Origin of the sequence: Xanthobacter variabilis, from assembly GCF_043831965.2 — a bacterium.
Classification (GTDB): domain Bacteria; phylum Pseudomonadota; class Alphaproteobacteria; order Rhizobiales; family Xanthobacteraceae; genus Xanthobacter.
The window spans coordinates 275,140-287,585 of the sequence record NZ_CM195533.1 but is presented as its reverse complement, the minus strand read 5'-3'; the positions used below and the strand labels follow the sequence as shown (position 1 = coordinate 287,585).

The following is a 12,446-nucleotide window of genomic DNA, read 5'->3' as shown; positions in this document are numbered from 1 at the left end:
ACCTGCGCTTCCGCGGCAGGGGCCGTCAGCCCCCCGCTTCCTCCAGCTCCGCGCTCACGGTGAGCCACTCCTCCTCCACCTTGGCAAGGGTCGCTGCCGCGGTGGTGCGCTCCTGGCCATAGCGGGCGGCGTCCAGCGGCGCCTTGGCGTGCAAGGCCGGGTCCGCCAGCCGGGTGTCGAGCAGGGAAATGAGCCGCTCCAGCTTCTCCACCTGGCTTTCCAGCTCGCGGATGCGCTTCTTGAGCGGACCCGTGGCGATGCGGCGCTTGGGCTCTGGCGCGCTCTCCTCCTTGGTGGCGGCCTTCTCCTTGCGGCCCTCGCTGGTCATGCGGTCGCCGTCGGCCTTGGAGAGCACCTCGGTGCGATACTGGTCGAGGTCGCCCTCATAGGGCTTCACGGTGCCGCCCGAGACCCGCCACAGCCGCTCGGCGCAAGCTTCCAGCAAATAGCGGTCATGGGAGATGAGGATGACCGCGCCGGGAAAATCGTTCAGCGCCTCGATCAGCGCGGCGCGCGCCTCGATGTCCAGGTGGTTCGTGGGCTCGTCGAGGATGAGCAGGTGCGGTCCGTGGAAGGTGGCCAGCCCCAGGAGCAGGCGTGCCTTCTCGCCGCCCGAGAGGGACGAGACCTTGGTGTCGGCCGCGCCGCCGGAAAAGCCCATTTCGGCCGCCCGCGCGCGCACCCGCGCTTCCGGGGCGTCGGGCATCAGGCGGCGCACGTGCTCGGCAGGGCTGTCATTGGGGCGCAGTTCGTCGAGCTGGTGTTGGGCCAGATAGGCCACTTCCAGCTTGTCGGCCCGCACCATGCGCCCGCTATCGGTGGAAAGCCGGCCCGCCAGCAGCTTGGCGAAGGTGGACTTGCCGTTGCCATTGGGGCCGAGCAAAGCGATGCGGTCATCCTCGTCGATGCGCAGATCGAGATTGCGCAGGATCGGCTTGCCGGTAACATAGCCCACCGCAGCCTTCTCCAGCACCACGATGGGCGGGGACAGCAGCCGCTCGGGATGGCGGATGGAGATGGACGCCGCCTCCTCGCTCACCTGGGCGGCCAGCGGCTCCAGGCGTGCCAGGGCCTTCAGGCGCGACTGGGCCTGCTTCGCCTTGGTGGCCTTGGCGCGGAAGCGGGCCACGAAGGACTCCATGTGCGCCCGCTGCGCTTCCTGCTTCTTGCGGGCCTTCTGGTCCAGAAGCAGCCGCTCGCGGCGCTGGCGGTCGAAGGAGGTGAAGCCGCCTTTGTAGAGGGTCAGCTTCTGTCCGGTGAGGTGCAGGATGTGGTCCACCGACGAATCGAGCAAATCGCGGTCATGGCTGATGAGGATGACCGTGCGCGGATAATGCGCGAGGTAATCCTGCAGCCACAGCGTGCCTTCGAGGTCGAGATAGTTGGTGGGCTCGTCCAGCAGCAGCAGGTCCGGCTCGGTGAAGAGCAGGGCCGCGAGCGCCACGCGCATGCGCCAGCCGCCGGAGAATTCCGAGCAAGGCCGGCTCTGGGCGCTTTCATCGAAGCCGAGGCCGGCCAGGATGGTGGCCGCCCGCGCCGGAGCCGAATGGGCGTTGATGTCGATGAGCCGCGCCTCGATCTCGCCCATGCGCATGGGGTCGTCGGTGGTCTCGCGCTCCTTCAGCAGGGCCGCGCGCTCGGTATCGGCGGCGAGCACGCGCTCGATGAGGCTGTCGGGGCCGGCGGGGGCCTCCTGGGCGACGCGGCCGATGCGGGTGCGGTTGGGCAGGCGGATGGCGCCGCTCTCCAGCTCCAACTCGCCCACCAGGGCCTTGAACAGGGTGGTCTTGCCCGAGCCGTTGCGGCCCACCACGCCCACCCGCGCATTCTCCGGAATGGCGACAGAGGCGTGGTCGATGAGCAGGCGGCCGGCGAGGCGCAGGGAAATATCGTCGAGAACGATCATGGCCGCGCCTTTTCGCAGGCCCGGCGGGGCGGGGCAAGGCTTGCGTGCGGGCAGGCCGCGCCAGCCATGTCTGCGCGCCAGCCTTCCATCGTGCCTTCCGCGTGGTGGCAGATCATCCTGGCTGATGTCGACGCGGCGGCGGTGGTGCTTCTAGTCCTCGGGCATGTCGATGTCGAAGCCGCGCAGGGTGGCTCGCAGGGTTCGCACGTCATAGGGCTTGCGGATCACCACCACCTTGTCCAACCCCGCGAGCTCGCCCTCAACCTCCTCCGCGGCATAGCCCGTGGCGACGATGACGGGCAGATGGGGGAGGAGCCCGCGCAGTGCGCGCACCACATCGCCCCCGCTCATGTCCGGAAGGCCCATGTCCACCACGGCGAGCAGCAGCGCTTGGCCGGCGGAATTGCCCGCATGCTCCAGGGCAGCGCGGCCATGGGCGGCCACCGTCACCGTGAAGCCGTGGTCCTCCAGCACCTGCTGGGCCACGAGCGCCACGAACGGCTCGTCCTCCACCAGCAGGATGGTGCCGCGGCCGGCGGGCTGATCGAGCACTGGATGGCCTCCTGCTCTGCCGGCTCCGGCCCGGCGCGGTTCGATTCCCGATCGCCCATCATGGCACATCGCGGGCTTCGCCGCAGGGGTGGGCGGGCCCGCGGTTCCCGGTTGCGGCGGTTGCCTCGGTGGCGGCATCATGGCAAGGGGCGGGGCAGGGTGAAGGGCCACGGCCCTTGCGTGCCGGCGCCTCGCGCCCATGTAGCATCGAGTTCCGTTCCGTTCACCGGTGCGACGCCGGGCCCTCAGGGTTCCGCGACGCCGTTTCGAGCCACAGGATGCCCCAAAGCATGTTCCGCAGCCTTGCAGACTTCATCTCGGACATCACCGGTGGCCGCCGGGAGCTGACGGCGTTCGGCGCCGATGATTACCGCCTCGCTGCCGCCGCCTTGCTGGTGCATGTCATCACCGTCGACGGCGTGGTCACCGATTCGGAACGCGCGGTGCTGAAGCGTGTCCTGGAGGATCGTTTCGCGCTGAGCGGCACCGAAAGTGACGCCCTGGTGGAATTGGCCATTGCCAAGGATGCGGAAGCCGTTGATCTTTATGCTTTCACCAGCGTGCTGAACCGGGCGCTGGACGATGAGGGGCGCCGGCGCATCGTGGAGATGATGTTCCAGGTGGCCTTCGCGGACGGCACCTTGACCGAGTTTGAGGACAATCTCGTGTGGCGCGCGGCGGAGCTGCTGAATGTGGACACGCGCGACCGGGTCGAGATCCGTCGCGAGATCCGTGAGGAGGCGGAAAACGGCGGTGAACGACAGGACTAGCGCTTGGACGGGCGGGCTTTGCGGCGCGGCGCGGGAGCAAGGCGCGCGCGATGAAACGCGCGGAGCCGGCCCCGCCGATGGGGTCATGGCAGCGCCGCGGTCCGCCGCATCTGCCGGCGGCATTGATGCGCTTCAGGAGAACGCGGCCCGCCCCCCGTGTGCGCGCGCCGACACGCCTGAGCGCGAGAGCGTGGACTGCACCGACATTCTGATCATCGTGCATCAGGCTCATTCCACGCCCGGCCGCGTGGGCGAGCGGCTGGAGCGGCGCGGCTATCGGCTGGATGTGCGGCGTCCCGCTTTGGGTGATCCGCTGCCCGATACGCTGTCATCCTATGCGGGGGCGGTGGTGTTCGGCGGGCCCATGAGCGCCAATGACGATCTGCCCTTCGTGCGTGCCGAGATCGATTTCATCGCCAAAGCGCTGGAGGCGGAAACGCCGCTTCTGGGCATCTGCCTGGGTGCGCAGATGATGGCCAAGGCCCTGGGGGCCCAGGTGTCCCCCCATCAGGAGGGGGCCTGCGAGATCGGCTATTATCCCCTCGCGGCCACCGATACCGGAGCCGCGCTGCTGAACTGGCCGAGCCACGTCTACCACTGGCATTCGGAAGGTTTCGAGCTGCCGCCCGGGGCGGAATTACTGGCCACGGGGGAGGTTTTTCCCAATCAGGCGTTTCGCTATGGCGAGAGTGCCTACGCCCTTCAGTTCCACCCCGAAGTGACGCGGGAAATGATGTGCCTGTGGACCGTCCGGGGGGCGCACAACCTCACCAAGCGTGGCGCCCAGCCGGGCGAGGCGCATCTGGCCGGCTGGAGCCGCTATGACGCCGCCGTGTGCCGCTGGCTCGATGGCTTCCTCGACATGTGGCTGGTGGCCGAAAGCGGGCGCGCGAAGCCTCGCGGCTGAGGGCAGCCTGCGAAGTGTGGTGACCTGCCACCTCCGCGCAAGCTCGGCATGGCACAACAAGCCCAGGTCACAGTCGCGGGGCCTCTGCCGGATGGCACGAGTGAGCGCTCGAGGGGAGCGCGCTGCTGATCGCGCGCGGCGCGACGATAGAGCGGATGGTTCCCGGTGCTTTGGTAGGGCATCGCAGGCGGGAGCTGTTTTGCATTTTGCAAGATGCTTATGCAGGTTTCGCAAAATGCAAAACCAAATTGCAGCGCGTGTGTCTCCGCCATTCGCGCATGTCTATATCTAGTGCATGTTCCGAGAGCGTATACTATATCTGGATTTTCTGAAGTTGGCCTGCGTCTTGCTAGAGAGAAGGTAGGCCGATCGTCAGGTGTCAGCGTCATCGGTCTGGATAAAGGGCGTTCGTCGACCCCCGGCGAACGCCCTCATTCCATCCGCCCATGCTCCTGCGCTCCCGCAGTTGAGCCGCCTGCATCTTCCGCTGCGCAATACACCGCCCTCACACGACTCGCTTCCCTTTGGCCGCCGGCCGAAGAGCTTTTGTGACCGCGCGTAGGATGCGGTGGTCGTTTCCGTCCGCCTGTCGGGGGAGATCGCGGCAGCGGTGTCGCCGTGCGCGACACGTGTAACGAAACCATTTCCCAGTGAAGCGCCCCCCGGTTGGTGTGAAGGACTGGTGTCACGGCAACGGTTCAGGCGCCGAATGACGGGCGACTGAACGCGGGGAGGAGCGCACGCGGCCGGCCAACGGCACGCCAGGCCCGCCGCGATGGTGTTGCGAGCGCGTTTGTCGCGGCCACGCCGGAGCTTGCACCGCGTTCGCGGGCGTACCGGTACGGCCTCGGCCTGCCCACTGCTATCTTCCGCCCGTCCATTCAACGGACGCCCGGAGGCGGAGAGCCTGGCGCGCAAGCCGGTGATCCCGGTGATCTCGACGCCAATCATGGACGAGGTGAGCGCGAAGCCACGATTCTGGGGCCCCGCCTTGCCGCTGAGCGACTGCCGCGGCCCCTCTTTTGTCGATGGACGAGATGCTGGCTGGCTCGTGTCACTCGACGTGTGTGCGCATCCGTCGGGCTTGAGACCGTCGCTGCGCGCTCGCCCCGCGTGAAAGAGGTCCTGCTCAGCCCAGCAGTCCCACGGCGCAGGAGGCCGGCTCGTCGGGGTGCGAAGGGCGCGTCCCCGGCGCGAAAGGCGACGCGCGCGGCGAGCGCCTCCGGTTCCCCGGACAGTGCGGCAATCCGGGGCGCGGTGCGCGTCGGGCCGTCAGCGTCCCTCCCGCACCCAGGCGGCGGTGAGCATGCCGAGCAGCAGCAGAAGGCCACTGAGCCCCGCGAACACCGGGAACAGGCCGATGCCGCGCACCACCGACACGTCGCGGGTGCGTAGGCCCATCCAGTCGTCGCCCGCCAGCCGGTCCGCGGACGAAACCTGCACCACCCGTGGCACACTGCCGGGGAGATCGGCGATCCGCCACACCCGCCCGCCAGTGGCGGCGGCGATGGGGGCAAGAACCTCACGGGTGCTAGTGACCTCGGCGAATTCCTTGGGGTTGAGCGGGCCGATATTGGCCAGCGCCGTCAGCTCGCCATTGGTGGCCCGCCACAGGCCCAGCTCGTCGGCGGGGGTGGTGGCGCGCCACAGGCCGGGCTTGGCTTCCTTCAGGGTCAGCGTGCGGGTGGCGCCGGATGGGGTGGTGACCACGGCCGGCGGAACGCTGTCGCCCATGGTTTGGCGTTCCACCGTCAGCTCGCGTCCGGCGACGGTGAGCTTCAGGCGCTCCTCTTCCAGGTCCGGCTCCTTCATGAGCCAGTGGGAGAGGCGGCGCAGCAGGTCGATGTGCGGCCCTCCACCCTCATAGCCGCGTGCCCACAGCCAGATATGGTCGGACAGGAGTTGGGCCACGCGCCCCTCGCCGGCCTTGTCCACCAGCAGAATGGGCTTGTCGCCGGGGGCCGCCATCAACTCTGTGCCCGAGCGCGGAACGGTGTCGATCACACGGAAGAAGCGGCTCCAATTGGGCGGCTCGGCATTGGCGCCGGGCAGATCGCGGGTCACCGGGTGGCGCTTGCCCTTGTCGGTGAGGCGGGGGTGGAAGGGCGCTTCGGTCACCGCGCCGGTGGGCACGGCCGGCAGGATCTCGTCCAGCGGCGTGTTGTAGAGCGAGCCGGGCTCCACATAATCGAGGCCCGAGGCCACCAGCACGGCGCCGCCGCCGCGCACATAGCGCACGATATTGTCCAGATACACCTGCGGCAGCACGCCTTGCTGGGCGTAGCGGTCGAAGATGATCAGGTCGAAATCTTTGATCTTGGTCTGGAACAGCTCGCGCGTGGGGAAGGCGATCAGTGAGAGCTCGTTGATGGGTGTTCCGTCCTGCTTCTCCGGCGGGCGCAGGATGGTGAAGTGGACGAGGTCCACATTCGCATCGCTCTTCAAGAGGTTACGCCAGGTGCGCTCGCCGGCGTTGGGCTCGCCGGAAACCAGCAGCACCTTCAATTTGTCGCGCACGCCGTCAATGGCCACGGCGGTGCGGTTGTTCACCGTGGTCAGCTCGTTTTCGAGGGGGGGCACCTCGAACTCGACGATGTTGGGGCCGGCGTGGGTGATGTCCACGTCGATGCTCTCGCTCCGCCCGGCGGTGACGATGGGGCGGGCGATCACCTCGCCGTCGCGCCGCACGGTCACGCCCACGCGCGCGCCGGGGGGCACGCCCTCGTCGGTCACGCGGAAGGTGATGGACTGCTTCTGCCCCACGATGCCGAAGCGCGGCGTTTTTTCCAGCGCGATGCGCCGGTCGCGCTCGCCGTCCTGGCCGGAAACGAGGGCGTGGATGGGCGCCGAGAAGCCCAGGGACTGGGCATTGGACGGCACGTCATGCACACGCCCGTCGGTGATGAGCACGGCGCCCGCCACCCGTTCCGGCGGCACGTCCGCAAGGCCGGCGGACAGGGCGGAGAACAGGCGGGTGCCGTCGCCATCGCTGGCATTGGCATCGGCGGTGATGGTGCGCACCTCCACCCCCGGCAGGGCCTTGAGGCGGCCTTCCAGGGTGGCGCGGGCGGCCTCGGTCTGGGCGGTGCGCTCGCCGAAGGACTGGCTCGCGCTCTTGTCCACCACCACGGCCACCACGGAGGGCAGGGGCTCGCGCTCCTCCCGGGTGAGGGAGGGGTTGGCGAGGGCGGCTAGGCCCACCAGCAGGGCCAGGGCGCGAAAGGCGGCACCGCGCGTGCGGGTGGCCAGAAGCAGCAGCGCCAGCACGGCCGCCGCCGCCGCGAAGGCGATCAGCACCGGCCAGGAAACGAAGGGGGCGAAGGAAAGGCCGTAGCTCATGTCAGGCCCCCTTGTACGCGGCGCGGATCATTGGCCGAGCCTTTCCAGAAGGGCGGGCACGTGCACCTGGTCGGCCTTGTAGTTTCCGGTCAGCACATACATGGCCATGTTGGCCCCGGCGCGGAAGGCGAGCTCGCGCTGGCGCGGCTCCCCGGGGGTGAGGGGCAGCATGGGCTCGCCCGATCGCGTCACCGCCCAGGCTCCCGCCAGATCGTTGGATGTGATGATGACGGGCGAGACGCCGTCGCCGGCGCGGGCCGGCCGGTCGGTGTCGTCGCCGGGGGGCAGGGCCTCCACCCAGGTGGTGCCGCCGGTATAGCGGCCGGGGAAGTCCTTCAGGAGATAGAAGGCCTTGGTCAGCACATGGTCGCGCGGCACCGGGGCGAGCTCGGGAATGTCGAGGCCGGAGAGGATCTGGCGCAGCTTCGCGGCGGCGGGCGTCAGCGGCGCGCCGGGCACGTTGGACGCCTCGATGGCGTCGCGGGTGTCGAAGATCACGGTGCCGCCCTGCTTCATATACGCATCGAGCTTGGCGAGCACGGCGGGCGGGGGCACCGGCGTGTTCGGCAGGATGGGCCAATAGATGAAGGGGAAGAAGGTGAGCTCGTCCTTCGCCAGATCCACCCCCATGGCCTCCCCTGCCTGCAGGGCGGTGCGCTGGCCCACGAAGGTGGCAAGCCCGCTGAGCCCCGCGCGGGAAATGTCGTCCACCTCGGGGTCACCGGTCACGACGAAGGCGAAGCGCGTCTGCCCCGTGGCCTGGAGCGCGAAGGCATCGTCGCTGGCCCGGGCCGGGGAGGGCGGTGCCGCGGCCGCCAGCAGGGCAAGGCCCATCAGCGCGGTGGCGGTGGCCCGCTTCCCGCCGAGACGGGTGAGGCCGCCCGCCAGATAGAACACCGCCAGCGTGTCCAGCAGCAGCAGCACCATGGCGGCGATGAGGGCGAGGCCCGCAAGGTCGCGCGGCGTGCTCTCCTGCAGTGGCTCGGTGCGCAGGCCGAGGGCGGAAAAGTCGATGGCCTTGGGCGCATCGGCGGGCAGAAGCACGTTCACGGCCACCAGTCCGTCGGGCGGGCCATAGAAGCCGGGGGGATGGTCGGCCCCGGCGCGGCCGGTGAAATCGGCGGGAATGGCCCGCGCCATGGGGCCGGGCGGGTGGAAGGCGCCGAAGCCATCCAGCACGCGGGAGGGCGCGAGGGTGGCGATTTCCGGCCGTTCCAGGCCGCGCGGCGCGTCGGCAGCGCCGGCCTCGAGAGCGGGCGGGGCATCGGACAGGGCGATCACGCGGCGCAGCATGTCCACGAAGGTGCCGGAAAGGGGCAAATTGGACCAGGACGTGTCGGCGGTGACATGGAACAGCACCAGTGCCCCCTTGCCCATGCGGGTGCCGGTGACGAGGGGCGTGCCGTCGCTCAGCGCCGCCCAGGTGTGCTCGCCCAGGGCGCTGTCGGGCTCGGCCAGCACTTGCCGGTTCACGCTCACGTCGGTGGGCACCTTCATGTCGCGGAACGGGCCTTCCGGGGTCAGCGCGCCCAGCGGCTGGGGCGTTTCCCAGGAGAGGGAGCCGCCCAGCACGCGCCCGCCGCGCCGCAGCTTCACCGGCAAAAGATCGTCCTGCGCATTGGCGAGGCGGGGGCCGGCGAAGCGCACCAGCACGCCGCCATTCTCCACGAACTGGGCCAGCCGCGCCCGCGTGGCGGGGGGAATGGTGCCCACGTCCGGCAGCAGCAGAACGGGCACGCGCTGCTCCAGGAAGTGGTTGATGTTCTCGATGGCCGATCCGGTCTCCGCCACGCGCAGGTCCGCATAGGGGGCGAGGGCGCGGGTGAGGTAATAGGTGGGGGCAAGCAGCGGCTGCCCTGTGTCCGTGCTGGTGCCGGAGACGATGCCGACGGTGCGCCGCCGCCAGCTCTTGTCGATGAGCTGCACCGCGCCGGCCGACGACTCGCCTACGATGTCGAGCCGGGCGATCTCGTTGCGGATTTCCACCGGCAGCGTGAACCGGGCCTCGCTGGCGCTGGCGCCCTCGGGCAGGGTGAAGGGGGCGTCGGCCAAGGTGAGGCCGCGCATGTCCTTGGCTTCCACCCGCCCGGCGCGGGGTGCCCCGCCGGCGGGACGCAGTACCTTCACGGTGAGGGCGTCGGCGCCATTTTCCGGGCTGGCGAGGGCGAGCGGCGCGGCGGCGCCGCCGCTCACCACCAGCGAAGAGCCCTCCTTCAGGGGCGCGAGGGCGGCGGCAAGGTCGCCATCGGCACCCATGTCCACGCCGTCGGAGAGGAAGACGATGCCGGCCTGGGGCTCTCCGGCGCGCATCTTCGCCGCCAGGGCGAAAGCCTCGGCGCGGGCCGGCGCATAAGGCACCGGCTGCAGCGAGCGCAGCCGGTCGCGGGCGGCTGCGGGGGTGAGAAGGGTGGCGTCGCGCGGCACGTCGCCGGTGGGGATGAGGGCGATGCCGCGCCCGGCATTGGCCGCCTCGTCGATGAGCGCGCCGGCAGCGGACATGCGCGCCTCCCACTGGCCCGCCGCGGGCCAGCCCTGGTCGATGACCAGAAGCAGCGGCCCCTCGCTTGTCGGGCCCGCCGCCGGCGGGTTCCAGATGGGGCCGGCGGCGGCCAGGATCACAAGGGCCGCCAGCAGCATGCGCAAGGCGGTGAGCCACCAGGGCGTGCGCGCCGCGCTCTCCTCCTTGGGCTTGATGTCGAACAGCAGCCGCGTGGGCGGAAAGGCGAGGGTGCGCGGCTTGGGGGGCACCACCCGCAGCACGTACCAGAGCAGCGGCAGGGCCAGGAAGGCAGACAGCAGCAGCGGCGCGGAGAAAGCGAGGGGCAGGCCGAACATCAGGCGCGTCCCCCCATCGCCAGTGCCGGGCCGCCGACACCCATGCGCATGTGCAGGTTCAGCAGAAGCGCGCTGGCGGGCTGGTCGGTGCGGTGCACGATGAAGCTCCAGCCATGCCGCTCGGCGGCGGCGCGCAGGCGGGCGCGATGGGCCTCGAGCTTCATCTCATAATCCGATCGCCAGCTTTCCGCGCGGCCCACGGTGAGCTTTTCGCCCCCTTCCGGATCGGCGAATTCGATGCGGCCGGAGAAGGGAAAGGTCTCCTCCGCCGGGTCCACAATCTGCACCACGTGGCCATGGGCGCCGCTGGAGCCGAGGGCGGCGATGCGCGCCGCCACCTCGTCCGCCGGGCTCCAGAAATCGCCCAAGAGCACCAGCTCGGAGGTGGGCGCGGGGGTGAAGAGGGGCGGCAGGCTCGCCGGCAGCGCGGGGGCGAGCACCAGGTTTTCCGCCATGCGCTCCACGATGTTGCGGTTGGCACTGGGCGGCATCAGGCCGGGCATGCCCACCCGCTCGCCGCCGCGCACCAGCAGGTCCGACAAGGCGAAGGCGATCACCAGCGCCCGTTCCCGCTTTCGCGGGTGGTTCGTGGTGGCATAGTCCATGGAAGCGGAAAGGTCGGGCCAGATCCAGACGGTGTGGGCAGCCTCCCATTCGCGTTCGCGCACATAAAGATGGTCGTCCCGGGCCGAGCGGCGCCAGTCCACCCGCGCGGCCGGCTCCCCGCCCAGGAAGCGGCGATATTGCCAGAAGTTCTCGCCCGCGCCCGCGCGCCGCCGCCCGTGCAGGCCATGGGCGACGGAAGAGGCGATGCGGCGCGCCTCCAGCACCAGGCGCGGCATGGCCGCAACCAGGCTGGCGGCCTGAAGGGCGGCCTCGGCCACGGTGCGGGAGGCGGGGGAGGTCTCTTCCACTGCGTTCGATCCTGCCGGCGTCAGCCGAGCCGCTCCACCAGCCGGCGGATGATGTGGGGCACGCTCTCGCCTTCCGCCCGCGCGGCGAAGGTGAGTGCCATGCGGTGCTTCAATACCGGTTCGGCCAGGGCCACCACATCGTCCACGGAGGGCGCGAAGCGACCGTCCAGCAGGGCACGGGCGCGCACCGCCAGCATCAGCGCCTGGGAGGCGCGCGGGCCGGGGCCCCAGGCAATGAAGCGCTGCTCCGCGCCCTCGGAGCCGGGGCGGGCGGAACGCACCAGGGTGAGGATGGCCTCGACCACGGATTCCCCCACCGGCAGGCGCCGCACCAGATGCTGGGCGGAAACGAGGTCCTCCACGCTCATGGCGGCGCGGGGCTTGGTTTCCTCGGCGCCGGTGGTCTCGAACAGAATGCGCCGCTCGGCCTCCCGGTCGGGATAATCCACGTCGATCTGCATCAGGAAGCGGTCGAGCTGGGCCTCGGGCAGGGGATAGGTGCCCTCTTGCTCCAGCGGGTTCTGGGTGGCGAGCACGTGGAAGGGCTTGGGCAGGTCATGGCGCTCGCCGGCCACCGTCACGTGATATTCCTGCATGGCCTGGAGCAGGGCCGATTGGGTGCGCGGCGAGGCGCGGTTGATCTCGTCCGCCATCAGCAGCTGGGCGAAGATGGGCCCGCGGATGAAGCGGAAGGCGCGCTGGCCGCCGGGCGTCTCTTCCAGCACCTCGGCGCCGAGGATGTCGGAGGGCATGAGGTCGGGCGTGAACTGCACGCGCCGGGCGTCAAGGCCGAGCACGGTGCCCAGCGTCTCCACCAGCTTGGTCTTGGCGAGGCCCGGCACGCCCACCAGCAGCGCATGGCCGCCGGCGAGAATAGTGATAAGCGCCCGCTCCACCACCGCGTCCTGGCCGAAAATGACGCCGGAAATGGCGGTCTTGGCCGCCTTCACGTGGCCGGCGGCGGTTTCCGCATTGCGGACGATCATCTGATCGAGGTCGAAGGTCTCGCCGGCAGCCGCCATCACCACTCTCCGTGCACCAAAACATCGGGTGTGCATCGCACGAGGCTTGCCGCAAAAAACGGCAACAAAACGCCCGGCGACGGCTCCCGTTCCGCCCGCGCTGCGGGCTTCGACCGGATTTCGCCGTGCAAAGGTCGCGCCATCCGGATAGAGAGCTTACGATAAGATTGTGTTCCGTCTAATCCCTCTTCCCCGGGAGAG

At 69.8% G+C, this 12,446-nt stretch carries 8 protein-coding genes; 2 read left to right on the top strand and 6 right to left on the bottom strand.

Features of this window, described 5'->3' with window-relative positions; translation table 11 throughout:
- Positions 1-25: 25 nt before the first annotated feature.
- Together V5F26_RS01250 and V5F26_RS01245 are read right to left on the bottom strand one after the other, a co-directional pair.
- Positions 26-1,906 carry an ABC-F family ATP-binding cassette domain-containing protein gene (locus tag V5F26_RS01250; protein ID WP_394946736.1) on the bottom strand — a complete coding sequence of 627 codons (1,881 nt, stop codon included), beginning with the start codon at positions 1,904-1,906 and terminating at the stop codon, positions 26-28.
- A 150-nt stretch (positions 1,907-2,056) separates the two neighbouring features.
- Positions 2,057-2,458, bottom strand: a complete 402-nt coding sequence (locus tag V5F26_RS01245; RefSeq protein ID WP_234051055.1) for a response regulator — start codon at positions 2,456-2,458, stop codon at positions 2,057-2,059.
- Between the two features lie 290 nt (positions 2,459-2,748).
- On the opposite strand from V5F26_RS01245, the gene V5F26_RS01240 reads away from it, so the two are divergent.
- Together V5F26_RS01240 and V5F26_RS01235 are read left to right on the top strand one after the other, a co-directional pair.
- Positions 2,749-3,228, top strand: coding sequence for a tellurite resistance TerB family protein (locus V5F26_RS01240; protein WP_234051054.1), 480 nt, complete (start codon positions 2,749-2,751; stop codon positions 3,226-3,228).
- A gap of 85 nt (positions 3,229-3,313) precedes the next feature.
- Entirely contained in the window at positions 3,314-4,135 is an 822-nt protein-coding gene (locus V5F26_RS01235; protein ID WP_394946735.1) for a glutamine amidotransferase, read from the top strand.
- 1,272 nt (positions 4,136-5,407) lie between these two features.
- Here the strand turns inward: V5F26_RS01235 and V5F26_RS01230 are convergent.
- The 4 genes from V5F26_RS01230 to V5F26_RS01215 are packed head-to-tail and all read right to left on the bottom strand — an operon-like array spanning position 5,408 to position 12,245.
- Positions 5,408-7,474, bottom strand: coding sequence for a hypothetical protein (locus tag V5F26_RS01230; RefSeq protein ID WP_394946734.1), 2,067 nt, complete (start codon positions 7,472-7,474; stop codon positions 5,408-5,410).
- Between the two features lie 27 nt (positions 7,475-7,501).
- Positions 7,502-10,309, bottom strand: coding sequence for a DUF4159 domain-containing protein (locus tag V5F26_RS01225; RefSeq protein WP_394946733.1), 2,808 nt, complete (start codon positions 10,307-10,309; stop codon positions 7,502-7,504).
- Entirely contained in the window at positions 10,309-11,223 is a 915-nt protein-coding gene (locus V5F26_RS01220; protein WP_394946731.1) for a DUF58 domain-containing protein, read from the bottom strand. Before V5F26_RS01220 ends, V5F26_RS01225 begins: the two co-directional genes overlap by 1 nt.
- A gap of 20 nt (positions 11,224-11,243) precedes the next feature.
- Positions 11,244-12,245: an AAA family ATPase gene (locus V5F26_RS01215; RefSeq protein WP_234051050.1), complete on the bottom strand. Its 1,002-nt coding sequence runs from the start codon at positions 12,243-12,245 to the stop codon at positions 11,244-11,246.
- Between the last annotated feature and the right edge of the window lie 201 nt (positions 12,246-12,446).